This is a genomic window from Streptomyces pimonensis, from assembly GCF_041380215.1.
Taxonomy (GTDB): Bacteria; Actinomycetota; Actinomycetes; order Streptomycetales; family Streptomycetaceae; genus Streptomyces; species Streptomyces pimonensis.
The window spans coordinates 168,534-193,936 of sequence record NZ_JAHWZY010000009.1 but is presented as its reverse complement, the minus strand read 5'-3'; the positions used below and the strand labels follow the sequence as shown (position 1 = coordinate 193,936).

The window sequence follows — 25,403 nt, the reverse complement described above, 5'->3', positions numbered from 1 at the left end:
CCGTCCTCGGACCGGCGCGGATCACGTTCCTCGGACGGGGTGCGGGGCGCGGCCGCGCCGGCCGCTGCGGGTGGGCACCCCCGCCCCGTCCCCGTCCCGCCGTAGGCAGCCGCCCGCCGCCGCTCCCGCGGGCAGTCGTGCCGCGCAGGGCGGCACGGGCGGGCGAGGCGGGGAGTGAGGAAGGCGGCCCGCAGGCGCCCGACCCGCGCAGACGCCGGGCGCGTTACAGGCGCGGCACGTTGCGCTCGTACACCAGGCGCAGCCCGACCAGCGTCAGCCACGGCTCGTGCTCGTCGATGACCGAGCTCTCCCCCAGCACCATCGGCGCCAGCCCACCGGTCGCGATGACGGTCACGTCATCGGGATCGTCCGCCAGCTCGCGGGCCATCCGGTTGACCACACCGTCGACCTGCCCGGCGAATCCGTAGATGATGCCGGACTGCATCGCCTCGACCGTGTTCTTGCCGATCACACTGCGCGGCCGTGCCACCTCGATCTTCCGCAGCTGCGCACCGCGGACGCCGAGCGCCTCGACGGAGATCTCGATGCCGGGCGCGATGACCCCGCCGACGTACTCCCCGCGCGCGCTGACCGCGTCGAACGTCGTCGCCGTGCCGAAGTCGACGACGATGGCCGGGCCGCCGTAGAGGTCGGCCGCCGCGACCGCGTTGATGATCCGGTCCGCGCCGACCTCCTTGGGGTTGTCGGTGAGGATCGGCACGCCCGTCTTCACGCCCGGTTCCACCAGCACCGCCGGGACGTCCCCGTAGTAGCGGCGCGTCACCTCGCGGAGTTCGTGCAGGACGGACGGGACCGTCGCGCAGATCGCGATGCCGTCGATGCCGTCGCCCAGGTCGTCGCCCAGCAGCGGGTGCATGCCCATGAGGCCCTGGAGGAGGACCGCGAGCTCGTCGGCCGTGCGGCGCGCGTCCGTGGAGATGCGCCAGTGTTCGACGATGTCGTCGCCGTCGAAGAGGCCCAGGACGGTGTGCGTGTTGCCCACGTCGATCGTCAGCAGCATGGTCGGTCCTACTCCGCCGCTCGCAGGTCGAGGCCGATGTCGAGGATCGGCGAGGAGTGGGTGAGTGCCCCCACCGCCAGGTAGTCGACGCCCGTGTCCGCGTACGCCTTCGCGCCTGCGAGGGTGAGGCGGCCGGAGGCCTCCAGGGCGGCGCGGCCGTCGACGAGGGCCACCGCCTCCGCGCACTCGCCGGGCGTGAAGTTGTCCAGCAGGATCAGGTCGGCGCCGGCGTCCAGGACCTCACGGAGCTGGTGCAGGGTGTCGACCTCGACCTCGATCGGGACGTCGGGGAAGCATTCGCGGACCGCGTGGAAGGCCTCGGCGACGCCGCCGGCGGCCACCACGTGGTTGTCCTTGACCAGGGCGGCGTCCGAGAGGGACATGCGGTGGTTGACGCCGCCGCCGCAGCGCACGGCGAACTTCTCCAGGCTGCGCAGGCCGGGAGTGGTCTTGCGGGTGTCGCGGACCTTCGTCCCGGTGCCTTCGAGGGCGTCCGCCCACGCGCGTGTGGCGGTCGCGATGCCCGACAGGCGGCACAGGAGGTTCAGGGCGCTGCGTTCCGCGGTGAGGATGTCGCGGGTGCGGGTCGTGACGGAGAGCAGGGTCTGGCCCGCCTCGACACGGTCGCCGTCCTCCGCGTGGCGCTCGACCTCGAACTCCTCCGTGCACACGACCGACATGACCGCCTCGGCGATCCTCAGGCCCGCCACGGTGCCCGCCTCCCGCGCGATGAAGTCGGCGGTGGCGACGGCGTCCTCCGGGATGGTCGCGACCGTCGTCACGTCCACGCCGTGGGCCAGGTCCTCCTGGAGGGCGACGCCTGCGATGTCCTCGACCTCGACGGGGTCGAGGCCCGCGTCGGCCAGGAGCTGGGCGAGCGCGGGGTCGAGGCCGCACTCCAGGTAGGTCTCCTCGTCGGCGCCGCAGGCGCAGCCGTCGCCGCAGCCGTCGGAGGGAACGAGGGGAAGGTCGGGGGTGGTCACTGCTGTCACTGCTCCTGGGCCTGGGGGAGGGTCGGGGGGAAGTCTGTGCTGCCGGTGGTGTGCACCGCCAGCGATCGGTCCGGATTCAGCCGTACGACGATGTGGCGGCGCCAGGCCGTGTCGTCGCGCTCGGGACGGTCCTCGCGCCAGTGGCAGCCGCGGGTCTCCTCGCGCCGCTGTGCGGCGGCGACCAGGACGCGGGCCACGCACAGGAGGTTGGTGGCCTCCCAGGTGTCGACGCCGGGCTCGGCGGTCTTGCCGTTCTCGTCGAGGGCGTCGCGTGCGTCGCTGTGGAGCCGGTGGAGGCGGTCGGCGGCCTCGGAGAGGGAGGTCTCGGAGCGCAGGACGCCCGCCCCCCGGGTCATGATCCGCTGGATGGTGAGGCGGGCCTCCGGGGGAAGGAGCGGGTACGCGGGGCGCTCCGTGGCCGGCAGGGGCTGTGGCACGCGCGCGTGGAGGGTGTTCCCGCCCCGCGCGATGTCGGCGGCGATGCGCTCGGCGTAGACCAGGCCCTCGAGGAGTGAGTTGGAGGCGAGGCGGTTGGCGCCGTGCACGCCGGTGCAGGCGACCTCGCCGCACGCGTACAGGCCGGGCACGGTGGTGCGGCCGTGGGAGTCGGTGCGGACGCCGCCGGAGGCGTAGTGGGCGGCCGGGGCGACCGGAACGGTCTCGGTGACCGGGTCGATGCCGTGGGCGCGGCAGGCGGCGAGGATCGTGGGGAAGCGGTTCTCCCACATCTCGGCGCCGAAGTGGCGGGCGTCCAGGTACATGTGCTCGGCGTCCAGCTCCCGCATGCGGCGCATGATGCCCTTGGCGACGATGTCGCGCGGGGCGAGCTCCGCCAGCTCGTGCCGTCCCTGCATGAAGCGCACGCCGTCGGCGTCCACCAGGTGGGCGCCCTCGCCGCGCACCGCCTCGGAGACCAGCGGCTGCTGGCCCTCCGCCTCGGGGCCGAGGAAGAGCACCGTCGGATGGAACTGGACGAATTCGAGGTCGCTCACCTCGGCGCCCGCGCGGAGGGCGAGGGCCACGCCGTCGCCCGTGGAGACGGCGGGGTTCGTGGTCGCCGAGAAGACCTGGCCCATGCCGCCCGTCGCCAGGACCACGGCGGGGGCGTGGACCGCCCCCACGCCGTCGTGCTGGCCCTCCCCCATGACGTGCAGGGTGACGCCGGCGGTGCGGCCGTCGGCGTCGGTGAGGAGGTCGAGGACGAGGGCGTTCTCGACGGTGCGCACCCCGCGTGCGCGGACCGCCTCGACGAGGGCGCGGGAGATCTCCGCGCCGGTGGCGTCGCCGCCCGCGTGGGCGATGCGGCGGCGGTGGTGGCCGCCCTCGCGGGTGAGTTCCAGGGCGCCGTCGGTCGACTCGTCGAAGTGCGCGCCGGTCGCGATGAGGCGGCGTACGGCGTCGGGTCCCTCGGTGACCAGGAGGCGGACCGCCTCCTCGTCGCACAGGCCCGCGCCGGCGACCAGGGTGTCGTCCAGGTGCTGCTCGGGAGTGTCGCCCTCGCCGAGGGCCGCGGCGATGCCGCCCTGGGCCCAGCGGGTGGAACCGTCGTCGAGACGGGCCTTGGTGACGACCACCGTCGTCAGGCCGGCGGCCTCGCAGCGCAGGGCGGCGGTGAGGCCGGCGACACCGGAACCGACGACCACGACGTCCGCGTCGATGGACCACCCGGGCGCGGGAGCGTGCAGTCGTATGCCTGTGCTGGTCACGAGGCGGCTCCGAAGGTTCCGAAGGTCAGGGGGATGTTGTCGATCAGGCGGGTGGTGCCCACGCGGGCGGCCACGGTGAGGACGGCCTCTCCGGTGAAGTCGTCGCCGATCTCGGTGAAGTCGCAGGGGTCGACCAGGGCCAGGTAGTCCAGGGTGAGGGGCGGCGTGAGGCGGGCCGCCTCGTCGAGGACCAGGCGGGCGGCGGCGCGGACGGCCGCCGGGCCGCCGGCGGCCGTGGCGACGGCGTGCGCGTCGGCCGCCGCGCGGGACTCCCCTATGGCGCTGAGCGCCTCGGCACGCCCGCGCGTGGAGGGCACTTCGCTCGCCCGCGCGCGCAGCGCCTGCTGGGCGGCGTGCCGGTCGCGGCCCGCGAACAGGGCCTGGGACAGGGCGAGCGCGGTGCGCCGTTCGGCGGCCGAGAGGTAGCGGTTGCGGCTGGACAGGGCGAGCCCGTCCTCCTCGCGGACGGTGGGGACGCCGACGATCTCGACGCCGAAGTTCAGGTCCCGCACCATGCGGCGGATCAGGGCGAGCTGCTGGGCGTCCTTCTGGCCGTACAGGGCGGCGTCGGGACGGGTGAGGTGGAGCAGCTTGGCGACGACGGTGAGGACGCCGTCGAAGTGGCCGGGGCGCGCGGCGCCCTCCAGCCGTCCGCCCATGGGCCCGGCGCTGACGCGGACCTGGGGTTCGCCGCCCGGGTAGACCTCGTCCACGGACGGGGCGAGGACGGCGTCGGCGCCCGCCTGCCCGGCGAGCTCGAGGTCGGCGTCCAGGGTGCGCGGATAGCGGTCCAGGTCCTCACCCGCGCCGAACTGCAGCGGGTTGACGAAGACGGTGACCACGACCTCGCCGTCGGGGCCGGCGATCTCCCGCGCGGTGCGGATCAGCGTGGCGTGGCCCTCGTGCAGGGCGCCCATGGTCATCACGACGGCGCGGCGGCCGGTACGCGCGCGTGCGTGCAGTTCGGCGGCGGTGCGCAGCAGGGTGGCGGTCATCGGGAGGCTCCGTTCCGGGACGCGCGCGTCGTCGTGCGGGTGGGGTGGGCGGAGGGCCGGGGCGTGCCGCTCATCGGTCCTCCCCCGGGGTGCTCCCGGTGCCCGCGGATCCGCCGGCATCGCCGGTTCTGCCGGCGAGCACACCGAGGAGGTCCTCGGCGAGTTCCGGCTTCAGCAGCCCGTGGGCGAGGGCACGGTCGGCGGTCGCGCGGGCCATCGCCAGGTAGCCGGCGACGGCCCCCGGCGCGTGCCGGCGCAACTCGGCGACGTGCGCGGCGACCGTGCCCGCGTCACCGCGCGCGACCGGGCCGGTGAGGGCCGCGTCGCCGGAGCGCAGGGCGTTGTCCAGGGCGGCGCCCAGCAGTGGGCCGAGCATCCGGTCGGGGGCCCCGACCCCGGCGGTGCGCAGCAGCTCCAGGGACTGGGCGACGAGGGTGACCAGGTGGTTGGCGCCCAGGGCGAGAGCCGCGTGGTAGAGCGGGCGGTTCTCCTCGGCGATCCACTCCGGTTCGCCGCCCATCTCGACGACGAGGGCCTCGGCGGCCAGCCGCAGCTCCTCGGGGGCGGTGACGCCGAAGGAGCACCCGGCGAGGCGCTGCACGTCGACGGAGGTGCCGGTGAACGTCATCGCGGGATGCAGGGCGAGCGGCAGCGCACCGGCCCGCAGGGCGGGGTCGAGCACCTTCGCGCCGTACCGCCCGGAGGTGTGCACCAGCAGTTGGCCCGGCCGCACCGCGCCGGTGTCGGCGAGCCCGGAGACCAGCTCGGGCAGGGCGTCGTCCGGGACGGTCAGCAGCACCAGCTCGGACCGCCGGAGGACCTCGGCGGGCGGCACCACCGGCACGTCGGGGAGCATCTGCTCGGCGCGCCTGCGGGAGGCGTCCGAGACGGCGGAGACGGCCACCGGGCGGTGCCCGGCGAGCCGGAGGGACGCGGCCAGGGCGGGGCCCACGCGTCCGGCGCCGACGACGCCGACGGTGAGCCGCGCGGGGCGGTCCCGGGGATCGGGCTGTGGGGTTGTGTTCACGCGAGGGCGGCCTTCCCGTTCCAGTCCGCTCGGGGTACCGGACGATTTCTCGTCATGCTAACGCGATCGGTTGCGGGGACGGCCGGTCGTCCACAGGCTGTGGGGTTTCCGTGCGCCGTCGCGGCACCCGCGGGCGGACGTGGGCGACGGGACCGCGTCCGGAGGACGAGGGTGCCCGCGCGGGCGGGGACGCGGGATGATCGCGCGTATGAGCGATCCGGACGGCATGAGTGACCCCACGACGGTGCGGGACGGGCGGGGGCCCGGGCAGGAGGCGGACGGCGAGCCGCGGCCGACGTTGCGCGAACGGCGGATCGCCGCCTGGCGCGGCGCCCCGCGCGTGCTCGCGCGCCTCGGTTTCGTCGCCCCGCTCCGGGAGCGACTGACGCTGCTGGAGGCGGCGGGGAGCGTGTACGACCTCGACGAGATGTCCGACCTCTACGGCAGCGGTGTCGTCGAGACCCTGGAGAAGCGGGTCGCCGGACTGCTCGGCGCCGAGGCCGCCGCGTTCTTCCCCACCGGCACGATGGCCCAGCAGGTGGCCCTGCGCTGCTGGGCCGGCCGTACCGGCAGCCCGGCAGTCGCCCTGCATCCGCTCAGCCACCCCGAGGTGCACGAGCGGGACGCGTTCAGCCAGCTCAGCGGGTTGCGGCCGGTGCACGTGACGAGCGGGCCCCGGCAGCCCACCGCTGCCGAGGTACGCGACTTCGCGGAGCCCTTCGGGGCGCTGATGCTGGAGCTGCCCCTCAGGGACGCCGGCTTCGTGCTGCCCACGTGGGAGGAGTTGACGGAGGTCGTGGACGCCGCTCGGGAACGCGACGCGGTCGTGCACTTCGACGGGGCGCGGCTGTGGGAGTGCACCGAGCACTTCGGCCGGCCGCTGGAGGAGATCGCGGGGCTCGCGGACAGCGTCTACGTGTCGTTCTACAAGTCCCTCGACGCGTTCGGCGGGGCGGCCCTCGCCGGTCCCGCGACGCTGGTGGAGGAGGCCAGGGCCTGGCGGCACCGGTACGGCGGCAACGTCTTCCAGCAGTTCCCGACCGCGCTGTCGGCGCTGATCGGGCTCGATCGGGAGCTGCCCCGGCTGCCGGAGTACGTCCGGCACGCGCGCGTGGTGGCAGCCGCGCTGCGCGAGGGCCTGGAGGCGGGAGGGCTGCCCTGGTTCCGGGTCCGTCCCGAGGTGCCGCACACCCACGACTTCCAGGTGTGGCTGCCGTACGACGCGGATGCGGCCGCCGAGGCGGCGATCGAGGCGGCCGGGGAGACGGGGGCCGTGCTCTTCGCCAACCACTGGGACCCGAAGGGGCCGGGACTGTCCTGCACGGAGGTGTACGTGCGTTCCGCGGGGCTGGAGTGGACGGCGGACGACGTGCGTGCGGCGGCGGCAAAGTTCGCGCGGCGGCTGGTCCGGATCTGACGGCTCCTCGTCCGCGCCGTCCCCTCCCGACCGGGGTCCGGGGCGGATGCCCCGAGGGCCGGGAAGGGGGAGGGGCGGTGGGGTGCACCATGTGGGCATGAGCGTGAGCATCGCCATCGCGGGGCTGCGGCCGGAGAGGGTCGCCGCCGTGCCCTCGCCCCTCGCCGAGCTCGGCATGGCGCTGCACGCGCTGTCCGAGCCCGGGCACCATCCGGGGATCCGGGGCTGGGTGACGGACGTGACCGCACGGCTGGACCCGCACCTCGCGGACCGGATGTGCGAGGCCGACTTCCTGTGGCGCACGACGTTCTCGGACCTGTTCCTGCCGAGCGCCGGCGCGCCGGACCGCGTGACGCTCCCGGGCGGCACGCTCACCGAGGAACTGGACCTGCTGGACGGGCTGTCCGACGAGCAGTTCGTGGACGCCGCCCTGGAGTTCACCTGCGCGCTCCCTTACGGCGCTCCGGGCGCGGGCCCGCTCACCGACGAGGGGCTGCGGCGCCGCTCGCTGGAGCTGGCCGCCGCACGGGGGCCGCGCCAGACGGAGTTCACCGAGCGGCTGCTCGCCGACCCGCCGCGGATCAGGGCCTGGCTGCGACAGTTCCTCCAGGACTGCGACGAGGCGTTCTTCGCCGAGACGTGGTCCCGGCTGCGGCACGGACTCGCCGCGGACACCCGCCACAAGACCGACCTGCTCCGGCACAAGGGGCTGGCCGAGGCGCTGGCGGCGGTGTCGCCCGCGGTGACGCTCGACGAGGCCGCCGGGCGGATCACCGTCGACAAGCTGGGCGAGGGGCGTACGGCCACGGGTGACGGCGGGCTGCTGCTGGTCCCGACCAGCCTCGGCTGGCCGCACCTGATGGTGCTGCACCGGTACGGCTGGCAGCCGGTGCTGCACTACCCGGTCGGCTCCGCCGAGCCGGCCGCCCCGCCGACGGTCGAGCAGCTGGCCCTGCGGATGACCGCGCTGTCCCACCCGGTCCGCATGCGCATGTGCCGCAACCTCGCCCGCAGCGCGTACACCACCGGCGAGCTGGCCCAGGCGCACGGCATGACGGCGCCGGAGATATCCCGGCACCTGGGCGTGCTGAAGAAGGCCGGCCTGGTCACCACCCGCCGCCGTGGGCGGTACGTGCTGCACCAGCTGGACGTGACGGTCGTGGCCCGGCTCGGCGGTGACTTCCTGGAGGGGATCCTGCGCTGAGGGCGCGTGCCGCGCGGGCGGTCGTCAGTGCGGGCGGACGTGCCGGAGTCCCACGCCCGCCTGCCGCAGCCGGCCCCCGTGGTGGGGGCGCAGGGTCGGCCCGGCCGGCGCGGCGACGCGGTCCGTCGTCTCCGGCACCGTGGTGCGGTCCGTCCACAGGTGTTCGGCGAACTCCGGCTCGCTCAGCCGCTCCAGGCAGTGGCCGAGCCGCTGCACCGCCCAGTTCTCCGGCGCGGGGAGGCGTCCCCCACGACGGAGCCGAGGAGGTGGCCGAAAGCGCGCTCGTGCAGCCGCCGCAGCACCGTCACGCGCTCGACGAGCAGGGCGAAGCGGCGTACGCCGTGGCCGAGTTCGCGCAGCCTGCCCACGGTCTGCGCGAAGTGCCCGGAGTCGGTGACGGTCATGGGGGCGATCACCACGCCGTCGTGCTCGGTCAGGGCGAGGTCGAGGACCTCGACGACGCCCTGCCGCCAGGCCCGCAGGTCCTGGAAGTCGCCGCGCAGTCCGGGCGGCAGCATGTGGTGCAGGCCGGACCCGAGGTGCTGCGGGTCACCGATGACGCCGCCCGGCAGGCGGCGCCGTGTCTCGTGTACGGTCCGTGTCTTCCCGTCCCCGAAGGGCCCGTTGATCCACAGCGGCATGCGGGCACCCCACCGACGCGCGGCCGTCCGTTCAGCCGTGTCCGCCGGCCCGTACCAGGCCCGTCTCATAGGCGAGGACGACCACCTGCACCCGGTCCCGCAGGCCCAGCTTGGTCAGGATGCGGCCCACGTGGGTCTTCACGGTCGCCTCGGAGAGCACCAGCCGGGCCGCGATCTCGCCGTTGGACAGGCCCTGCGCGACCAGCACCATGACCTCCCGCTCGCGCTCGGTGAGCCGTTCCAGCTCCTTGTGCTCGGGCTGCTTGCCCGCGCTGGGCAGCATCGGCGCGAACCGGTCCAGGAGCCGGCGGGTGGTGGACGGGGCGACCACGGCGTCGCCGCTGTGGACCGCGCGGATCGCGGCGAGCAGCTCGCCCGGCGGCACGTCCTTGAGCATGAAGCCGGACGCGCCCGCCTTGAGCCCGGAGAAGGCGTACTCGTCGAGGTCGAAGGTGGTGAGGATCAGCACCTTCGGCGGATCGGTGTCCGCGCAGATCCGGCGGGTCGTCTCCACCCCGTCGAGCTTGGGCATGCGGACGTCCATCAGCACCACGTCGACGGCGGTGGAGCGCAGCACCTCCAGGGCCTCGACCCCGTTGCCCGCCTCCGCCACGACGTCCATGTCCGGCTGGGCGGCGAGCACCATCCGGAATCCGGTGCGCAGCAGCACCTGGTCGTCGACGAGCATCACGCGGATCGTCATCGGGGCTTCTTCCATTCGGTCGTCGGGGCTTCGGGTGGATGTGACAGGTGTCAGCGGAAGGCGTGCGCGGGCGTCAATGCGCGGGTTTGAGCGGCAGCAGCGCACTGATGCGGAACCCCCCGCCGGGGCGCGGGCCCGCGTCCAGGGTGCCGCCGACCATGCCGACCCGTTCACGCATGCCGATCAGACCGTGGCCCTGGCCGTCGAAACCGCCCTCCTCGTACAGCTCGTGCGGGGCGCCCTTGCCGTCGTCCTCCACGAGGAGGCCGAGACCGTCGTCGAAGTACACCAGGCGCACGCTGGCGCCCACGCGGGGTCCGCCGTGCTTGCGGGTGTTGGTGAGCGCCTCCTGCACGATGCGGTACGCGGTGAGCTCGACGCCGCTGGGCAGCGGACGTGGAGTGCCCTCGACCTTGAAGTCCACCGGCAGCCCCGACCCCCGGCACTGTTCGACGAGGTCCGCGATCTGCCGCACGTCGGGCTGCGGCACGTACTCCCCGGCCTCCTGGTGCTCGCCGGTGCGCAGCACGCCCAGCAGGCGGCGCATCTCGGCGAGGGCCTGACGACCGGTGGAGGAGATCGTCTCCAGGGCCTTCTTCGCCTGGTCCGGGGCGGCGTCGAGGACGTAGGCGGCGCCGTCGGCCTGCACCACCATCACCGACACGTTGTGCGCGACGACGTCGTGCAGCTCGCGGGCTATCCGGGCGCGCTCGGCGGCGACCGCGACCTTGGCCTGCGCCTCGCGCTCCTTCTCCAGCCGGGCGGCCCGCTCCTCCAGCTGCGCGAAGTACGCGCGGCGGGTGCGGATGGAGTCACCGAGCACCCAGGCGAGGGCGAAGGGCGCGGTCTGGAGGACCGTTATGGCGAGGTTGGTCGCCACCCCCACGTCCTCGTTGGGCCAGCGCAACTGCGCCAGCGGGGCCGCGCACAGGCCGGCGGTCAGCGCGAGGCGGGAGGCCCAGCGGGCGCCGACCGCCGCGACCGTGTAGACGATCACCAGCAGGGCGAAGTCGGCGGGCAGCGTCGCCACGTCCGCGATCAGCTGTCCCAGGCCCACGGCGAGGGCGAGGACCAGCATCCGCTCGGGCATCCGGCGGCGCAGCGCGACGACCAGCGACAGCAGCAGCACGACCGGCACGAGGACCGGCAGGTCCGTCCCCTGCGGCTCCTCCACGGCCGTCCCGCTGAACACCGAAATCCCGAACAGGACCGCGGCCCAGGAGCCGTCGACCCAGGTCGGGTGTCTGCGGAGGAGGTCATAGAGGAGCTGCACGTAACCCAGCGTAGGGAAGTGAAATGTGCGCAGGGGTCAACCGGAGGGCCGATCCCCGGTCGGCACGTGTACTCCGCAAGGTGGAGGCCGGGCACGTCCGTGCGCTTAACCTGGGCCGGTGACGACGGCGAGGGCGGGTGAGCGGAACCGGTGACGACGGAGACCGGGGAGGCGGGCCCTCGGGGCTGGCGGGCGGCGGCCCAGGACGCCCTGTACGGTCCTGACGGCTTCTACCGCGGGTCCGGCGCGGGCCCGGCCGGGCACTTCCGTACGTCCGTGCACGCCTCGCCGCTGTTCGCGGGCGCCGTGGCGCGACTGCTGTGCCGGGTCGACGAGGCGCTGGGGCGGCCGGCGGTGCTCGGCTTCGTGGACATGGCGGCCGGGCGGGGCGAGCTGGTCACCGGCGTCCTCGCCGCGCTCCCCGCCGGCGTGGCGGCGCGCGTCCGTGCGTACGCCGTCGAGCTCGCCGACCGGCCGGCCGGGCTGGACCACAGGATCGAGTGGCGGGCCGAGCCCCCGGAGGGGACCACGGGGCTGCTCTTCGCCAACGAGTGGCTGGACAACGTGCCCGTGGACGTCGCCGAGGTGGACCCGTCGGGCGTACCCCGGCTGGTGCTGGTGCGGCGGGACGGGACGGAGCGGCTCGGGGAGCCGGTCGCCGGGGCGGAGGCCGCGTGGCTGGCGCGGTGGTGGCCGCTGGCGGCCGAGGAGGGGCTCCGCGCGGAGATCGGCCTGCCCCGCGACCGGGCCTGGGCCTCGGCCGTCGACACGCTCGCGCGGGGGCTCGCCGTCGCCGTGGACTACGCGCACACGGCGGCCGCGCGGCCGCCGTTCGGGACGCTCACGGCGTTCCGGGAGGGGCGGGAGACGACGCCCGTGCCGGACGGGACGTGCGACCTCACCGCGCACGTGGCCCTGGACGCGTGCGCCGCGGCCCGCGCGCTCCCCGGTACGCGCCTGCTGACCCAGCGGGACGCCCTGCGCGCCCTGGGGATCGGCGGCGCACGTCCCCCGCTCACGCTGGCCTCCACCGACCCTGCCGGGTACGTGCGCGCCCTCGCGGGCGCCGGGGAAGCCGCCGAACTCACCGCGCCGGGCGGACTCGGCGACTTCGGCTGGCTGGTGCAGCCGGTGGGGATCGCGGACGCGGGGGACCTACTTGTCGATGTCACCGACGACGAAGAACAGTGACCCGAGGATCGCCACCATGTCCGCGACCAGCGTCCCCGGCAGCAGCTCGGCGAGCGCCTGGATGTTGTTGTACGACGCCGAGCGCAGCTTCAGCCGGTACGGCGTCTTCTCGCCCTTGCTGACCAGGTAGTAGCCGTTGATGCCGAGCGGGTTCTCGGTCCACGCGTACGTGTGCCCCTCGGGCGCCTTGAGCACCTTCGGGAGCCGTTGGTTGACCGGGCCCGGGGGCAGCTCGGCGAGCCGGTCGAGACAGGCGTCGGCGAGGTCGAGGGCGTTGTGGGTCTGCTCCAGGAGGCACTCGAAGCGGGCGAGGCAGTCGCCCTCCGCGCGGGTCACCACCTTCAGGACGCCGCCCAGTTCGCCGTAGGCGAGGTACGGCTCGTCGCGGCGCAGGTCGAAGTCGACGCCGGAGCCCCGCGCGATCGGCCCGCTCACGCCGTACGCGTGCACCGCCTCCGGCGACAGCACGCCGACGCCGCGCGTGCGGCCGCGGAAGATCTCGTTGCCGAGCACCAGGTCGTCGAAGCGGTCCATGCGGGAGCGCACGCCGGCGACGGCGCCGCGGGCGCGGGCGGCCCAGCCCGCCGGGATGTCCTCCTTGAGACCGCCCACGCGGTTGAACATGTAGTGAATGCGCCCGCCGGAGACCTCCTCCATGACGTGCTGGAGCTCCTCGCGCTCCCGGAAGGCGTAGAAGATCGGGGTGATGCCGCCCAGTTCCAGCGGATAGGAGCCGAGGAACATCAGGTGGTTGAGCACCCGGTTCAGCTCCGCGAGCAGCGTGCGCAGCCACACCGCGCGCTCGGGGACCTCCATGCCGAGCATCCGCTCCACGGCGAGGACCACGCCCAGCTCGTTGGAGAACGCCGACAGCCAGTCGTGGCGGTTGGCCAGCATGATGATCTGCCGGTAGTCCCGGGCTTCGAACAGCTTCTCCGCGCCCCGGTGCATGTAACCGATCACCGGCTCCGCGCGGACGATGCGCTCGCCGTCCAGGAGGAGCTTCAACCGCAGGACGCCGTGCGTCGACGGGTGCTGGGGCCCGATGTTGAGCACCATGTCGGTGCTCTCCGCCGCACCGCCGACACCGACCGTGGTCTCCGTCGTGGGAGTCATGAACACAGTCTCCCCTACGTACGCTGGAGCCATGGAGACGGGGAGCCCTCACGACACGGGGACAGCGGGAACGGGCGGGCCGGCGGCCCGGGGCGGCGAGGAGCCGGGATGGATCGCGCTGCCCCCGGGACTGCTGAGGATGCGGCGGCTGCTGCTGGTGGTGTGGCTGGGGCTGCTGACCCTGGCCACCGCGCTGGTGCCGGGGCTGCTGGCCGGACCCGGCTGGGCCGCCTTCGCGCTGCTGCCGCTGGCCCTGCTGGTCTGGGGCTGGGTGATGCTGGAGCGGAACTGGCGCTCCTGGCGGTACGCGGAGCGCGCCGACGACCTGCTGATCAGCCGGGGCGTGCTGTGGCGCGAGGAGACGGTCGTGCCGTACGGGCGGATGCAGCTGGTCGAGGTCACCTCCGGGCCCGTGGAACGGCACTTCGGGCTGGCCAGCGTGCAGCTGCACACGGCGGCGGCGGCGACCGACGCCACCATCCCCGGCCTCGATCCGGCCGAGGCGGAGCGGCTGCGCGACCGGCTCACCGAGCTCGGCGAGGCCCGATCGGCGGGGCTGTGACGCCCCCCGGCGTCCACGAGGACGTGCGCGACCGGCCGCCCGTGACCGAGAGGCGGCTGCACCCCGTCACACCGCTCAGGCGTGCGTGGGCGCCCGTCGCGGTGCTGATCGGGTGGGCGCTGCACGACCCCGACCAGGCGCAGCGCCAGCTGGCCCGGCTGACGACCACGACCCTGCTGATCGGCCTCGCCGTACTCATTCCGGCCGCCGCCCTCTACGGCTTCCTGAGCTGGTGGTTCACCCACTTCGCGGTGACCGGGAGCGAGCTGCGCATCCGGACCGGGCTGCTCTTCCGGCGCACCGCGCACATCCGCCTCGAGCGGATCCAGGCCGTCGACGTCACCCAGCCGCTGCTCGCACGGGTGGCGGGCGTGGCGAAGCTCAAACTCGACGTCATAGGCACCGACAAGAAGGACGAACTCGCCTTCCTGGGCGCCGGTGAGGCGCGTGCCCTGCGCGCGGAACTCCTCGCGCGGGCGGCGGGTTTCGCGCCGGAGACCGCGCACGAGGTGGGCGAGGCGCCGTCCCGGGAGATGCTGCGGGTGCCGCCGGGCGTCCTCGCCGTCTCCCTGCTGCTGACCGGGGCGACCTGGGGCTGGCTCGTCGTCGCCGGTGTCGTGGTGCCGCTGCTGTGGACGGCCACCCACAGCCTGTGGACGGTGCTCGCCGCGGCCGTGCCGATGCTCGGCGCCGCGGGTGCGAGCAGTGTGGGCCGGTTCGTCGCCGAGTACGACTGGACGCTGGGCGAGTCGCCCGACGGGCTGCGCATCGACCACGGGCTGCTGGACCGGGCGCACGAGACGGTGCCGCCGGGGCGCGTGCAGACGGTACGGCTGGTCGAGCCGCTGCTGTGGCGGCGGCGGGGCTGGGTGCGGGTGGAACTGGACGTGGCGGGTTCGTCCAACTCCCTGCTGCTGCCGGTCGCCCCGCGCGAACTCGCCGAGTCGGTCGTCGCGCGGGTGCTGCCCGGGGTGAGCGTGCCCCCGCGCGAGGCGCTCGTCCCGCCGCCGCGCCGCGCGCGGTGGTGCGTTCCGTTGTGGTGGCGCGGCTACGGACTCGCCGTCACCGACACGGTGTTCGCCGCACGCCACGGGCTGCTGCGCCGCAGTCTGTCCCTGGTGCCGCACGCCAAGGTGCAGAGCGTACGGCTGGTCCAGGGCCCCTGGCAGCGGGCCCGGGGGGTCGCGGACGTCCACGTGGACACCGGCGCGAACAAGTCGGTGACGGCCCGCCTGCGGGACGCCGCCGAGGCGGCGGCCCTCCTGCGCTCCCAGGCGGAGCGCTCACGCACCGGCCGCAGGGACGCCCGCCCGGACCGCTGGATGACCTGACCGTCGCCTGGGACCGCGCAGGAGAAAGTCCGCACGGCCGCACGCCCCGAACGGTCCTGGGCGCTCCCCCCACTGCCTCAGGGGCGCGGGAGGCGCCCCCGGGCCCCCGGCGTACTCGGCCCCGGTACGGCGCGGCACGCATCCCGTGCGTGGTCCGGTCACAACGGGCCCCCGGCCGGAGAGGCCTCCGGGGGCACCGCCCTGCGCGACCTGGCCGGGCGGTCACGGCCGAGGCGGCGGAAAGGCCCCGGACCACCGCTCCGGTGGAGCGGGGCCCGCACGCCGACGCCGTGACCGGTGCACCGGATCGCGCCGCTCACGCGACTCCGGCCGGCCCAGGCCGTCGCGAGCCCGCGAGTGGACCGTCACACGAACGAGCCGGACCGACGCTGTGCCCACTGCCCGGCGGGCGGCCGCCGGCCCCCGCAGGCCGCAGGAGCACCAGCCGAGGCGGACGGCGCGCAGGATGTGCGCGTGCACCGGAACGCCGACGGGCCCCGCGCGGTGCGCGCGGGGCCCGTCGGGGTGGCCGGGGGTTCAGGAGGCGGCGCTGCGCAGGCCTTCGACGTCGATGTGTTCCGTCTCGTCGTGTGCCGTCAGGTCGATGACCTGGCCGACGCCGCGCGCCTCCTCGTCGGCGGGCTTGAACCGTCCCTCGGCCTCCGCCTTGTGCAGCGCGAGCGCCTCCTCGCCGACGACGTCGGCGAGGTCCTCGTTCTGCACGGCGTCCAGGGCTGCGCCGTCCGTCTCCTTCTTCGTCCCGAAGAAGTCGAAGCCGTCCTCGGACGCCGGCCGCCGCACCGGCGCGGTCGGCGGTACGACCGCCACCGCCGCCGGCACGGTGAAGTGCCCGGAGGGCTGCCGCGCGGACGGGGCCGAAGGAGCGGCCGGCGTGGGGAAGGCGGTCGTACGCCCGGGCTCGTCGACCGCCCCGGTCCGTCCCTCGGCCCCGTCCTCCCGCGCCTGTTTCCGCTCGGGCCGCTTCGTGGGCTCGGGGCCGTCGTCCTCGGGGCCCTCGGGGGCGTCGTCGCCCTTCGGGGAGCCGTCGTCATCCGGCGTGTCACCGGTCCGGGCGTCGGCGGCGGCCGGACCGGGCGCCCCGTCGGCCCGCACGTACGCGCGGGCACCGTCCTCCACGGCGCCGTCCTGCACGGCACCGCCCTCCACGGCGTCGGCGGCCCCGGCGAGCCGAGCCAGCGCCGCGCCGGCGCGCAGGAACAGCTCCGCCCCCTCCGGCGAGAAGACGGAGGGAGCCGCCGGCGCCTCCTCGGCGACGGCCTCGTCCTGCTCCACCGTCTCGCAGGCCGCCGCGGGCGTCTCCGCGGCGGCGGCCGCCCCCGTCAGTCCCGCCGGCAGCGCGCGGGCCGGAACCGCGACCTCCGTCTCGAGCACCCGGCGTTCTTCCAGGACGCTCGCCCGGTCGGTCTCGGAGGCGGCGTACCGCCGCAGCAGAGCCGCGTGCTCGTTGCGCAGCCCGGCGAGCTCCGTGCGCTTGGCACGCAACCGCTGCTCCAGTTTCGCCCGCAGTTCGCGCGACTCCTCGAGGTCGGACTCCAGTTCGGCGATCCGCTCCTCGAAACGCCATTCGTCGTGCGCACGCGCGCGCGTGAGATCGGCGATGCGTTTGCCCGCCTGGGTGTCCCAGTGCCGCATCACGACGGCGCCGCCGATCGCCGTGACCGCGGCGACCGCGGCCAGGACACGAAGCACCATCGGCTGCGTGAACACCCAGGGCCCCAGGGCGCAGACGACGGACACACCTGCGATCGCCGACGGGGGAAGCACCCTGTGCAGGGGCGGGGAATGACGGTGACGTCCACGTGGCATGGCCAGAAACTTACCGCGCGTAGGCGAATGTTGGTGCCCCACCCCGGGAAAGCAAAGCATTACCGAGGCTTTCACAGGGCATCGGGGAACGTGCGTCACGCCCGAATAGACGTATGACCCAATTATCAAGATCATTTATTGCCCCGCGGAACCGTCCGCCGAACTCCCGGTATCCCCGGCCGCTTTGCCCCGCACGGTGATCGCCTCCGCCAGGGCACCGCCCCAAAGGGCGCGATCGCCGCCTGACGCCCGGGGCGGCGCCGGTGCGAGGACCCCCGCAGAAGCGCGGGGCACGACGCCGGCCGGGACGCGCGGGGAAGGACCGTACCGCCCCCCTGCCGGCCGGCCACGAGACCCGGGCGGAACGCGGCCGTGCCCCAGGGGCCCCGCCCGGCCCGAGGCGCACTCCGGCCTCTTGCTGGGCCTACGCTGAAGATATGAGCAACCACAGCGGACGCCGCCAGGTCGCGGGCCTTCCTCACTGGGACCGCTGCGCGGTCATGGGAGTCGTGAACGTCACCCCCGACTCCTTCTCCGACGGCGGCCGCTGGTTCGACACGACGACCGCCGTCAAGCACGGCCTCGACCTGGTCGCCCAGGGCGCCGACCTGGTCGACGTCGGCGGCGAGTCCACCCGGCCCGGCGCCACCCGCGTCGACGAGGCCGAGGAGATCAAGCGCGTCATCCCCGTGGTCCGCGGCCTCGCCGCCGAGGGCGTCACCGTCTCCGTCGACACCATGCGCGCCTCCGTCGCCGAACAGTCCCTCGCGGCCGGCGCCACCCTGGTCAACGACGTCAGCGGCGGACTCGCCGACCCCGCCATGATCCCCGTCGTCGCCGCCGCCGGCGCCCCCTTCGTCGTCATGCACTGGCGCGGCTTCCTGGAGGGCGGCAGCATCGAGGGCGTGTACACCGACGTGGTCACGGAGGTCGCGGAGGAACTCCGCGCGCGCGTGGAGGCCGTCCGGGAGGGCGGAGTCGCCGCCGACCGTGTGATCGTCGACCCCGGCCTCGGCTTCTCCAAGGGCGCCGACCACGACCTGGCCCTCCTCGCCCGCCTCGACCGCGTCCTGGCCCTCGGCCACCCGGTCCTCGTCGCCGCGTCCCGCAAGCGGTTCCTCGGCCGCGTCCTGGCCGGCCCGGACGGCACGCCCCCGCCCGCGCGGGAACGCGACGCGGCCACCGCCGCCGTCTCCGCCCTCGCCGCACAGGCCGGCGCCTGGGCGGTCCGCGTGCACGAGGTACGGGCCACCGCGGACGCCGTACGGGTCACGCACGCCATCGCGCAGGCGCGCACGACGGACCCCACCTCCCCCGAACCCGGCGCGCACGGCGCAGAAGGAGCCCGGTGAGCGCACCCCACACCGATGTCGAGCACGTCGAGGCCGCCAACACCGCCTTCTACGAGGCACTCGAGCGAGGCGACTTCGAAGAGGTCGCCTCGCTCTGGCTGACCCCCGGCGACCTCGGCGTCGACGAGTCGTACCACGACCCCGCGGACACCGGCGTGGTCTCCTGCGTGCATCCCGGCTGGCCCGTGCTCACCGGACGCGGCGAGGTCCTCAGGTCGTACGCCCTGATCATGGCGAACACCGACTACATCCAGTTCTTCCTCACCGACACGCACGTCTCCGTCACCGGCGACACCGCCGTGGTGACCTGCACCGAGAACATCCTCAGCGGCGGCCCCGCCCCCGAGGCCGGCGAGGAGCTCGGCCCCCTGGTCGGCCAGCTCGTCGTCGCCACCAACGTGTTCCGGCGCACCCCGTCCGGCTGGAAGCTCTGGTCCCACCACGCCTCCCCGGTCCTGGCCGAGGAAGAGGAGGGCGAGGACGACGGCACCCCGGCCTGAGCGGGTAGACGGACATCGAGGCCCGTCCGCCCCTCACCGGAAGCGGCCGGCATCACGGCGGGGCGGGCAGGGGCCCCAGCGCACGGTGAACACCCGGCCGCCCCAGGGGGAACGGGCGGTGACGTCTCCGGCCACCGGCCCGTGTCCGCACCCCCGGGTCGTCGGCGCCGACGGCGGCCACGGGTAGATTCGAGTGCAGGCCGGTGTGCCGCCCGCACGGGCACCGGCCGTCCGGACCGACGACTGCAGGAGTGATTCGCGTGGATCGTGTCGCGCTGCGCGGCCTGAAGGCCCGCGGGCACCACGGGGTGTTCCCCAAGGAGCGCGAGGAGGGCCAGACCTTCATCGTGGACCTCGTCCTCGGCCTGGACACCCGGCCGGCCGCGGCCGACGACGACCTGACGAAGACCGTGCACTACGGCATCGTGGCCGAAGAGGTCGTGGCGGTCGTCCAGGGCGAGCCCGTCGACCTCATCGAGACGCTCGCCGAGCACATCGCCCAGGTCTGTCTGAAACACGACGTGGTGCAGGAGGTCGAGGTGTGCGTCCACAAGCCGGACGCCCCGATCACCGTGCCCTTCGACGACGTGACCGTCACCATCACCCGGAGCCGCGTATGACCAGGCCGTCCATCCCGGGCCAGACCGACCCGACCGTCCAGCCCGTCCCCGCCTCCGTGGTCGAGCAGGTCGACGCCGCCGACGCCACCCTGCACAACCCGAAACGGGCCGTGATCTCCCTCGGCGCCAACCTCGGCAACCGCCTGGAGACCCTCCAGGGGGCCGTCGACGCCCTGGAGGACACCCCGGGCGTCCGGGTCAAGGCCGTCTCCCCCGTGTACGAGACGGAGCCGTGGGGCGTCGAGCCCGGCAGCCAGCCCTCGTACTTCAACGCGGTCGTGATCCTGAGGACCACCCTGCCCCCGTCCTCCCTGCTGGAGCGGGCGCACGCGGTCGAGGAGGCCTTCCACCGGGTCCGGGACGAGCGCTGGGGCCCGCGCACCCTGGACGTGGACATCGTCTCCTACGCGGACCTCCGCTCCGACGACCCGCACCTCACGCTCCCGCACCCGCGCGCCCACGAGCGCGCCTTCGTGCTCGCCCCCTGGCACGACGCCGACCCCGAGGCGGAGCTTCCCGGCCGCGGTCCGGTCGCCGATCTCCTCGGCGCGGTCACCCGGGAGGGCGTCACGCCCCGTGCCGACCTGGAACTCCGGTTGCCCGAGTAGCCGTTAAGGTCGACACGACCCCATCCCGGGCACCGTCCGGGGAACGCGAAGGGACACCGTGAAAGAGCTGCGCATCAGGGTGCTGGCAGGCGTCTTCGTCGTGGCCGGGATTCTGTCCTGGGCCGGCGCCCGCCTCTGGAACTCCCTGGGCACCCTTCCGAGCGTGCCCGTGGCCGCGCCCATCGTCCTCGCCCTGATCGCGGTGGTCCTCACGGCCACCGCGCTGTCCCTCCGCGCCCGTCTCAGGGCCCAGCGGGAGCGACGGGCCGGCGCCAAGGGGGTCGACCCCCTGATGGCGGCCCGCGCGGTCGTGTTCGGGCAGGCCAGCGCCCTGGTGGCCGCGCTCGTCGCCGGCATGTACGGCGGCACGGGCGTCTTCCTGCTGGAGTCCCTGGACGTCCCCGCCCGCCGTGACCAGGCCGTCTACGCCGGCTTCTCGGTCCTGGCGGGCATCGGCGTGATAGTGGCGGCCATCTTCCTGGAGCGCGTCTGCAGGCTCCCGGAGGACGACGACACGGCCGGTCCGGGCACGGCTCCGGCGGCGTGAGGCGCGCGCGTCAGCGCGCCATGATCAGGCTCATCGCCTCGTTGCGCGTCACCGCGTCCCGCAGCTGACCGCGCACGGCCGAGGTGAGGGTCTTCGCACCGGGCTTGCGGATCCCGCGCATCGACATGCACATGTGCTCGCACTCCACGACCACGATCACTCCGCGCGGCTCCAGGATCTCCATCAGGGAGTCCGCGATCTGCGTGGTGAGCCGTTCCTGCACCTGCGGGCGGCGGGCGTAGACGTCCACCAGCCGGGCCAGCTTGGACAGTCCCGTGATCTTGCCGCTGGGGGCCGGGATGTACCCGACGTGCGCCACGCCCCGGAACGGCACCAGGTGGTGCTCACAGGTCGAGTACACCTCGATGTCCTTGACCAGCACCATCTCGTCGTGACCGAGGTCGAACGTCGTCGTCAGCACGTCCTCGGGCTTCTGCCACAGCCCCGCGAACATCTCCCGGTACGCCCGCGCCACCCGTGCCGGCGTCTCCAGCAGGCCCTCCCGGTCGGGGTCCTCGCCGACGGCGATCAGCAGCTCGCGGACGGCGTTGCGGGCCCGCTTCTCGTCGAACTCGCCGATGGCGGCCATGCCGTCCAGCGCCACGGGGTCGGTCATGTGGGATGCCTCGTTCCTGTGCTCTCACGCGTGAGGGGCACGCGTCTCCACTGCGGGTACGCAAATGCCGCGCCCCCCAGGCTAGAACCAGGGGAGGCGCGGCATCCATTCCGGGCCCGGCGGGGCCGCCGGGGGCCTCGGGATCAGCTCTCGGGGCGTTCCTCCGGGGTCCGCTCCGGCGCCGGGGCGGGGTCCGCCGCGGTGCTCTTGGCGGTGGTGATGGCCGGCGTCGCGCCGTTCGCCCCGTTCGTCAGGGCCAGCTCCTTGGGGGAGAGGACCGGCGGACGGGTGGACGGGGTACGGCGGGAGGAGCCGGTCCAGGCGGGCCTGGGCGGGCGCTTGACGATCGGCGCGAAGATCTCGGCGATCTCCTCCTTGCCCAGCGTCTCCCGCTCCAGGAGTGCCAGGACCAGGTTGTCGAGGACGTCGCGGTTCTCGACGAGGATCTCCCACGCCTCGTTGTGCGCGGTCTCGATGAGCTTCTTGACCTCTTCGTCGACCAGCGCGGCGACCTCTTCCGAGTAGTCGCGCTGGTGAGCCATCTCACGCCCGAGGAACGGCTCGGTGTTGTCCCCACCGAACTTGATCGCACCGAGCCGCTCGGTCATGCCGTACTGCGTGACCATCGCGCGGGCCACGCTGGTGGCCTTCTCGATGTCGTTGGCGGCACCGGTGGTCGGGTCGTGGAAGACGAGCTCCTCGGCCGCGCGGCCGCCCAGCATGTAGGCGAGCTGGTCCAGCATCTCGTTGCGGGTGGTCGAGTACTTGTCCTCGTCCGGGAGCACCATCGTGTAGCCGAGGGCGCGGCCCCGGGAGAGGATCGTGATCTTGTGGACGGGGTCGGAGTTCGGGGAGGCCGCCGCCACCAGGGCGTGTCCGCCCTCGTGGTACGCGGTGATCTTCTTCTCCTTGTCCGACATGATCCGGGTCCGCTTCTGCGGGCCCGCGACCACACGGTCGATCGCCTCGTCCAGCATCTTGTTGTCGATCAGCTTCTGATCGCTGCGCGCGGTCAGCAGCGCGGCCTCGTTCAGCACGTTGGCCAGGTCGGCGCCGGTCATGCCGGGGGTGCGGCGGGCGACGGCCGACAGGTCGACGTCCGGAGCGACCGGCTTGCCCTTCTGGTGCACCTTGAGGATCTCGAGGCGGCCCTGCATGTCCGGACGGTCGACCGCGATCTGGCGGTCGAAGCGGCCGGGGCGCAGCAGCGCCGGGTCGAGGATGTCGGGCCGGTTCGTCGCGGCGATGAGGATCACGCCGCCCTTGACGTCGAAGCCGTCCATCTCGACGAGGAGCTGGTTCAGGGTCTGCTCGCGCTCGTCGTGACCGCCGCCGAGGCCGGCGCCGCGGTGACGGCCGACCGCGTCGATCTCGTCGACGAAGACGATCGCCGGAGCGTTGGCCTTGGCCTGCTCGAACAGGTCACGGACCCGGGAGGCGCCGACACCGACGAACATCTCGACGAAGTCGGAACCGGAGATCGAGTAGAACGGCACACCGGCCTCCCCCGCGACGGCGCGCGCGAGCAGGGTCTTGCCGGTACCGGGCGGGCCGTAGAGCAGGACGCCCTTGGGGATCTTCGCCCCGACGGCCTGGAACTTCGCCGGCTCCTGCAGGAACTCCTTGATCTCGTGGAGCTCCTCCACCGCCTCTTCCGATCCCGCGACGTCGGCGAACGTCGTCTTCGGGGTGTCCTTGGTGATGAGCTTCGCCTTGGACTTGCCGAACTGCATGACGCGGGAGCCGCCGCCCTGCATCTGGTTCATCAGGAACAGGAAGACCACGACGATGAGGACGAAGGGCAGCAGGGACAGCAGAATGCCCACGAACGGGTTCTGCTTGGACGGCGAGACCGTGTAGCCGTCCGGGATCTGCTTGTTCTGGAACTTGTCCTGCAGCGTGCTGGCGATGGTGACGCCCTGGTCGCCGATGTAGCTCGCCTGGATCTTCGAGCTGTCCTTGACCTCGACGCCGTCCTTGAGCTGGACCTTGATGGTCTGCTCGTCGCCGGTGGTCAGCTTGGCCGACTCGACCTTGTTCTCATTGATCGCCTGGACGACCTCGCCGGTGTCCACCGTCTTGTAGCCGCCGGACGAGCCGACGACCTGCATCAACACGACCACGGCGAGGACGGCCAGCACGATCCACATGACCGGCCCACGGAAGTATCGCTTCACGTCCATCCATACGGAGCGGTGCCGCCCCGTCCCTCCTGCCATAGTGAGTTTGATAAAGACTGTTCTTCGGACGGTACCCCAGCATCGCCCCCCGAAGCTGCGGGGGACGGCCGGCGATCGCGTCCACGCATGCTCCAACGCCGCGGAGCCCGCCGGGGTTCCCGATCACCGTGCGGCGGACCGGGTCCCCGGGCTCAGCCGCCGTAGACGTGGGGCGCGAGCGTACCGACGAACGGGAGGTTGCGGTACTTCTCGGCGTAGTCGAGGCCGTAGCCGACGACGAACTCGTTGGGGATGTCGAAGCCGACCCATTCCACGTCGATGGCGACCTTGGCGGCATCGGGCTTGCGCAGCAGCGTGCACACCTTGAGGGAGGCGGGCTCGCGCGAGCCGAGGTTGGAGAGCAGCCAGGACAGGGTCAGTCCGGAGTCGATGATGTCCTCGACGATCAGGACGTGCCGACCCTTGATGTCGGTGTCGAGGTCCTTGAGGATTCGCACCACACCGGAGGACTGGGTGCCCGCCCCGTACGAGGACACGGCCATCCAGTCCATCGTGACGGGGGTGGACAGCGCCCGCGCGAGGTCGGCCATCACCATCACCGCGCCCTTGAGCACGCCGACGATCAGCAGGTCCTTGCCCGCGTACTCCGCGTCGATCTTCGCGGCCAGCTCCACCAGCTTGGCGTCGATCTCTTCCTTGGTGATGAGCACCTTCTCGAGGTCGGCACCCATGTCTTTCGCGTCCACCCGCATCACTTTCGGTCGTCCCACCGGCCGGTCCGGTCCGCCCCGCGACTCGTACGGGTCGGTGGGGTCCGGATTCAGCCCTGCCGAATCACCAGTCTGCCACCCTGCCGACGGGCGACGACCCGGCCGGGGAGATTGATGGCTCCCTGACCGCGCCAGCCGGTGATCAGCCGGTCGACTTCCTCGATGTGGCGGGCGAACAGCGAACCGGCCGGCGCGCCGGCCTCGATGGCGGCGCGCCGCAGCACGCGGCGGCGTACGGCGGGTGGCAGGTCGTGCAGCGCGGCGCACTCCAGGCGGCCGTCGGCGTCGCGGACGCCGGCCTCGGCCCGGCCCGCCCAGGCGTCGAGGGCGTCGGCGTCGTCACGCGAGAGCTGGGCCGTACGGGCGAGGGCCTCGACGACGCCCTTGCCGAGGGCCTTCTCCAGGGCGGGCAGGCCCTCGTGGCGGAGCCGGGAGCGGGTGTAGGCGGGGTCGGCGTTGTGCGGGTCGTCCCAGACGGGCAGGGACTGGACCATGCAGGCCTTGCGGGCCGTCTGCCGGTCGAGCCGGAGGAAGGGGCGCCGGTAACGGCCGTCGGCCCCCGAGACCGCGGCCATTCCGGACAGGGAGCGGATGCCGGAGCCGCGGGCGAGGCCGAGCAGGACCGTCTCGGCCTGGTCGTCGCGGGTGTGGCCGAGCAGGACGGCGGCGGCGCCGTGCCGACCGGCGGCGGCGTCCAGGGCGGCGTAGCGGGCGTCCCGGGCGGCGGCCTCGGGTCCACCGTCACGGCCGACGGTGACCGCGACGGACTCGACGGGTTCGAGACCGAGTTCGCGCAGGCGCGAGGCGACTTCGGCGGCGCGCAGGTCGGAGCCGGCCTGGAGGCCGTGGTCGACGGTGACGCCGCCGGCACGGACGCCGAGGCGGGGGGCTTCGAAGGCGAGGGCGGAGGCGAGCGCCATGGAGTCGGCGCCGCCGGAGCAGGCCACCAGCACGAGGGGGGAGGGGGGCGGCTCGTGCGCGGGGCGACCGGGCGCCCGGCCGTGGTCGTCGAGGATGTCGTTCAGGACGCGGCGGACCGCCAGGCGTATCGCCGCGACCGCAGGATGGGGACCCATGTCCGGTTCCCTTCATGAAGTTGTCGGGGGGTGAGCCCGAGGTTCGGTCACTCAGAGTGTGTAGATGGTGACAGAACCGGGCCTTTCCCCGAGCATTGCACGCCTACTCGGGACTCACGGTCCCTCGG

The 25,403-nt window shown here is 73.7% G+C and carries 23 protein-coding genes and 1 pseudogene; 10 read left to right on the top strand and 14 right to left on the bottom strand.

The genetic code is table 11. From position 1 onward, the window contains the following. Positions 1-223: 223 nt before the first annotated feature. The 5 genes from KYY02_RS12205 to KYY02_RS12185 all read right to left on the bottom strand — a co-directional run bounded on the left by KYY02_RS12205 (position 224) and on the right by KYY02_RS12185 (position 5,741). Positions 224-1,021: a type III pantothenate kinase gene (locus KYY02_RS12205; RefSeq protein ID WP_371237921.1), complete on the bottom strand. Its 798-nt coding sequence runs from the start codon at positions 1,019-1,021 to the stop codon at positions 224-226. Between the two features lie 8 nt (positions 1,022-1,029). Continuing rightward, a complete protein-coding gene (gene nadC, locus KYY02_RS12200; protein WP_371237920.1) occupies positions 1,030-2,004 on the bottom strand; it encodes a carboxylating nicotinate-nucleotide diphosphorylase in 975 nt (324 codons plus the stop codon). Positions 2,005-2,009: 5 nt separating this feature from the next. Further along, on the bottom strand, positions 2,010-3,719 hold the full coding sequence (locus KYY02_RS12195; RefSeq protein ID WP_371237919.1) for an L-aspartate oxidase: 1,710 nt from the start codon (positions 3,717-3,719) through the stop codon (positions 2,010-2,012). Further along, a complete protein-coding gene (panC, locus tag KYY02_RS12190) occupies positions 3,716-4,714 on the bottom strand; it encodes a pantoate--beta-alanine ligase (protein ID WP_371237918.1) in 999 nt (332 codons plus the stop codon). The genes KYY02_RS12195 and panC overlap by 4 nt, the downstream gene beginning before the upstream one ends. A gap of 70 nt (positions 4,715-4,784) precedes the next feature. Next, positions 4,785-5,741 carry a Rossmann-like and DUF2520 domain-containing protein gene (locus KYY02_RS12185; RefSeq protein ID WP_371237917.1) on the bottom strand — a complete coding sequence of 319 codons (957 nt, stop codon included), beginning with the start codon at positions 5,739-5,741 and terminating at the stop codon, positions 4,785-4,787. Positions 5,742-5,937: 196 nt separating this feature from the next. On the opposite strand from KYY02_RS12185, the gene KYY02_RS12180 reads away from it, so the two are divergent. Both KYY02_RS12180 and KYY02_RS12175 read left to right on the top strand, forming a co-directional pair. Further along, entirely contained in the window at positions 5,938-7,158 is a 1,221-nt protein-coding gene (locus KYY02_RS12180) for a threonine aldolase family protein (protein ID WP_371237916.1), read from the top strand. Between the two features lie 97 nt (positions 7,159-7,255). Continuing rightward, complete coding sequence (locus KYY02_RS12175) at positions 7,256-8,362, top strand: DUF5937 family protein (protein ID WP_371237915.1); 1,107 nt, start codon at positions 7,256-7,258, stop codon at positions 8,360-8,362. Between the two features lie 24 nt (positions 8,363-8,386). On the opposite strand, the pseudogene KYY02_RS12170 reads toward KYY02_RS12175, so the two are convergent. The 3 genes and pseudogenes from KYY02_RS12170 to KYY02_RS12160 all read right to left on the bottom strand — a co-directional run bounded on the left by KYY02_RS12170 (position 8,387) and on the right by KYY02_RS12160 (position 10,979). Beyond that, positions 8,387-9,003: pseudogene (locus tag KYY02_RS12170) on the bottom strand (ATP-binding protein). A 31-nt stretch (positions 9,004-9,034) separates the two neighbouring features. Beyond that, on the bottom strand, positions 9,035-9,706 hold the full coding sequence (locus KYY02_RS12165) for a response regulator (RefSeq protein WP_030828136.1): 672 nt from the start codon (positions 9,704-9,706) through the stop codon (positions 9,035-9,037). Between the two features lie 73 nt (positions 9,707-9,779). After that, a complete protein-coding gene (locus KYY02_RS12160; RefSeq protein ID WP_371237914.1) occupies positions 9,780-10,979 on the bottom strand; it encodes a sensor histidine kinase in 1,200 nt (399 codons plus the stop codon). Positions 10,980-11,129: 150 nt separating this feature from the next. Here KYY02_RS12160 and KYY02_RS12155 point away from each other — a divergent pair, with 150 nt between their 5' ends. Next, a complete protein-coding gene (locus KYY02_RS12155) occupies positions 11,130-12,170 on the top strand; it encodes an SAM-dependent methyltransferase (protein ID WP_371237913.1) in 1,041 nt (346 codons plus the stop codon). On the opposite strand, the gene KYY02_RS12150 is transcribed toward KYY02_RS12155, so the two are convergent. Further along, positions 12,135-13,286 carry an NADH-quinone oxidoreductase subunit D gene (locus KYY02_RS12150; protein WP_371237912.1) on the bottom strand — a complete coding sequence of 384 codons (1,152 nt, stop codon included), beginning with the start codon at positions 13,284-13,286 and terminating at the stop codon, positions 12,135-12,137. The genes KYY02_RS12155 and KYY02_RS12150 overlap by 36 nt on opposite strands. Positions 13,287-13,317: 31 nt before the next feature. On the opposite strand from KYY02_RS12150, the gene KYY02_RS12145 reads away from it, so the two are divergent. Then, positions 13,318-13,848, top strand: a complete 531-nt coding sequence (locus KYY02_RS12145; RefSeq protein WP_371237911.1) for a PH domain-containing protein — start codon at positions 13,318-13,320, stop codon at positions 13,846-13,848. After that, positions 13,845-15,179 (top strand): PH domain-containing protein, encoded by a 1,335-nt coding sequence (locus KYY02_RS12140; RefSeq protein ID WP_371237910.1) that lies wholly within the window; start codon positions 13,845-13,847, stop codon positions 15,177-15,179. The genes KYY02_RS12145 and KYY02_RS12140 overlap by 4 nt, the downstream gene beginning before the upstream one ends. 537 nt (positions 15,180-15,716) lie before the next feature. On the opposite strand, the gene KYY02_RS12135 is transcribed toward KYY02_RS12140, so the two are convergent. Then, entirely contained in the window at positions 15,717-17,006 is a 1,290-nt protein-coding gene (locus KYY02_RS12135) for a hypothetical protein (RefSeq protein ID WP_371237909.1), read from the bottom strand. Between the two features lie 437 nt (positions 17,007-17,443). Here KYY02_RS12135 and folP point away from each other — a divergent pair, with 437 nt between their 5' ends. The 5 genes from folP (at position 17,444) to KYY02_RS12110 (ending at position 20,633) form a co-directional block, all read left to right on the top strand. Continuing rightward, the gene (gene folP / locus KYY02_RS12130; protein WP_371237908.1) at positions 17,444-18,358 is read left to right on the top strand and encodes a dihydropteroate synthase; all 915 of its coding nucleotides are present in this window, start codon (positions 17,444-17,446) and stop codon (positions 18,356-18,358) included. Further along, positions 18,355-18,858 (top strand): nuclear transport factor 2 family protein, encoded by a 504-nt coding sequence (locus KYY02_RS12125; protein WP_371237907.1) that lies wholly within the window; start codon positions 18,355-18,357, stop codon positions 18,856-18,858. Before folP ends, KYY02_RS12125 begins: the two co-directional genes overlap by 4 nt. Before the next feature lie 260 nt (positions 18,859-19,118). Then, positions 19,119-19,478, top strand: a complete 360-nt coding sequence (gene folB, locus KYY02_RS12120; protein ID WP_371237906.1) for a dihydroneopterin aldolase — start codon at positions 19,119-19,121, stop codon at positions 19,476-19,478. Continuing rightward, a complete protein-coding gene (folK, locus tag KYY02_RS12115) occupies positions 19,475-20,086 on the top strand; it encodes a 2-amino-4-hydroxy-6-hydroxymethyldihydropteridine diphosphokinase (protein WP_371237905.1) in 612 nt (203 codons plus the stop codon). Before folB ends, folK begins: the two co-directional genes overlap by 4 nt. A 58-nt stretch (positions 20,087-20,144) precedes the next feature. Beyond that, positions 20,145-20,633, top strand: coding sequence for a DUF3180 domain-containing protein (locus KYY02_RS12110; RefSeq protein WP_371237904.1), 489 nt, complete (start codon positions 20,145-20,147; stop codon positions 20,631-20,633). 10 nt (positions 20,634-20,643) lie between these two features. Here the strand turns inward: KYY02_RS12110 and folE are convergent, their stop codons facing one another. The 4 genes from folE to tilS form a co-directional block, all read right to left on the bottom strand. Beyond that, positions 20,644-21,249 carry a GTP cyclohydrolase I FolE gene (gene folE, locus KYY02_RS12105; protein WP_371237903.1) on the bottom strand — a complete coding sequence of 202 codons (606 nt, stop codon included), beginning with the start codon at positions 21,247-21,249 and terminating at the stop codon, positions 20,644-20,646. Positions 21,250-21,392: 143 nt separating this feature from the next. Beyond that, the gene (gene ftsH, locus KYY02_RS12100) at positions 21,393-23,432 is read right to left on the bottom strand and encodes an ATP-dependent zinc metalloprotease FtsH (protein WP_371237902.1); all 2,040 of its coding nucleotides are present in this window, start codon (positions 23,430-23,432) and stop codon (positions 21,393-21,395) included. A gap of 188 nt (positions 23,433-23,620) precedes the next feature. Further along, complete coding sequence (gene hpt / locus KYY02_RS12095) at positions 23,621-24,181, bottom strand: hypoxanthine phosphoribosyltransferase (protein ID WP_371237958.1); 561 nt, start codon at positions 24,179-24,181, stop codon at positions 23,621-23,623. A gap of 68 nt (positions 24,182-24,249) precedes the next feature. Further along, complete coding sequence (gene tilS, locus KYY02_RS12090; protein ID WP_371237901.1) at positions 24,250-25,275, bottom strand: tRNA lysidine(34) synthetase TilS; 1,026 nt, start codon at positions 25,273-25,275, stop codon at positions 24,250-24,252. Positions 25,276-25,403 lie beyond the last annotated feature (128 nt).

Coding starts and splice junctions, on each gene's coding strand:
- folE (WP_371237903.1), bottom strand. CDS start 21,249: ATGACCGACCCCGTGGCGCTGGACGGCATGGCCGCCATCGGCGAGTTC.
- folP (WP_371237908.1), top strand. CDS start 17,444: ATGAGCAACCACAGCGGACGCCGCCAGGTCGCGGGCCTTCCTCACTGG.
- KYY02_RS12205 (WP_371237921.1), bottom strand. CDS start 1,021: ATGCTGCTGACGATCGACGTGGGCAACACGCACACCGTCCTGGGCCTC.
- panC (WP_371237918.1), bottom strand. CDS start 4,714: ATGACCGCCACCCTGCTGCGCACCGCCGCCGAACTGCACGCACGCGCG.
- ftsH (WP_371237902.1), bottom strand. CDS start 23,432: ATGGACGTGAAGCGATACTTCCGTGGGCCGGTCATGTGGATCGTGCTG.
- KYY02_RS12165 (WP_030828136.1), bottom strand. CDS start 9,706: ATGACGATCCGCGTGATGCTCGTCGACGACCAGGTGCTGCTGCGCACC.
- KYY02_RS12135 (WP_371237909.1), bottom strand. CDS start 17,006: ATGCCACGTGGACGTCACCGTCATTCCCCGCCCCTGCACAGGGTGCTT.
- KYY02_RS12180 (WP_371237916.1), top strand. CDS start 5,938: ATGATCGCGCGTATGAGCGATCCGGACGGCATGAGTGACCCCACGACG.
- KYY02_RS12150 (WP_371237912.1), bottom strand. CDS start 13,286: ATGACTCCCACGACGGAGACCACGGTCGGTGTCGGCGGTGCGGCGGAG.
- KYY02_RS12145 (WP_371237911.1), top strand. CDS start 13,318: ATGGAGACGGGGAGCCCTCACGACACGGGGACAGCGGGAACGGGCGGG.
- KYY02_RS12175 (WP_371237915.1), top strand. CDS start 7,256: ATGAGCGTGAGCATCGCCATCGCGGGGCTGCGGCCGGAGAGGGTCGCC.
- tilS (WP_371237901.1), bottom strand. CDS start 25,275: ATGGGTCCCCATCCTGCGGTCGCGGCGATACGCCTGGCGGTCCGCCGC.
- hpt (WP_371237958.1), bottom strand. CDS start 24,181: ATGCGGGTGGACGCGAAAGACATGGGTGCCGACCTCGAGAAGGTGCTC.
- folK (WP_371237905.1), top strand. CDS start 19,475: ATGACCAGGCCGTCCATCCCGGGCCAGACCGACCCGACCGTCCAGCCC.